We start from the raw sequence: 512 nt of genomic DNA on the forward strand, positions 1-512 counted from the left end.
TAGAAGCCATCTCATAAATAGTTCCGCAGCAGGATGAGAATGCAACCGAGCTGGACCAGGCCGAGGAAGTTGGCTTCGTGATACTCCCAGCGAATGACCAGACGGCGGAAGTTATGCAGCCAAGCAAACAGACGTTCGACCTTCCAACGACGGCAGTAACGACGAAGCTCGCGTCCGTCCTGGGTCTTGGCGCGGACGCGATTGCGCTTGTGCGGTGCGATCAGTTGGATCCCGCGTTTTCGCAACCGCCGATCCAGAGGATCGCTGTCATAGGCCAGGTCTCCGATCATGCGCCGGGGCTTTTGCCGCGTGAACCGCTGCTCGATGGTGGCTGCGACGAGCTTGGTTTCATGGGGCGAAGCGCTTGCAATCCCCACGGCGACAGGAAGACCATGGCGGTCCGCGATTGCCATGATCTTGCTCCCTTTGCCGCGGCGTGTTGGACCAATAGCACAGCCCCTTTTTTGGCCCCGGAGAAGGAGGCGTCGATAAACGTCTCCGCTAAATCCAAC

At 59.0% G+C, this 512-nt stretch carries 1 protein-coding gene; it reads right to left on the bottom strand.

Annotated elements, in window-relative coordinates:
- Positions 1-11 precede the first annotated feature (11 nt).
- On the bottom strand, positions 12-413 hold the full coding sequence (locus DYY66_RS05345) for a transposase (protein ID WP_255496142.1): 402 nt from the start codon (positions 411-413) through the stop codon (positions 12-14).
- Positions 414-512: the final 99 nt, after the last annotated feature.

Source organism: Candidatus Nitrosotalea sp. FS, assembly GCF_011319475.1.
Classification (GTDB): domain Archaea; phylum Thermoproteota; class Nitrososphaeria; order Nitrososphaerales; family Nitrosopumilaceae; genus Nitrosotalea.

What these genes read in the sequence shown, in the direction of transcription:
- DYY66_RS05345 (WP_255496142.1), bottom strand. Translation starts at nt 413, where the DNA reads ATGGCAATCGCGGACCGCCATGGTCTTCCTGTCGCCGTGGGGATTGCA.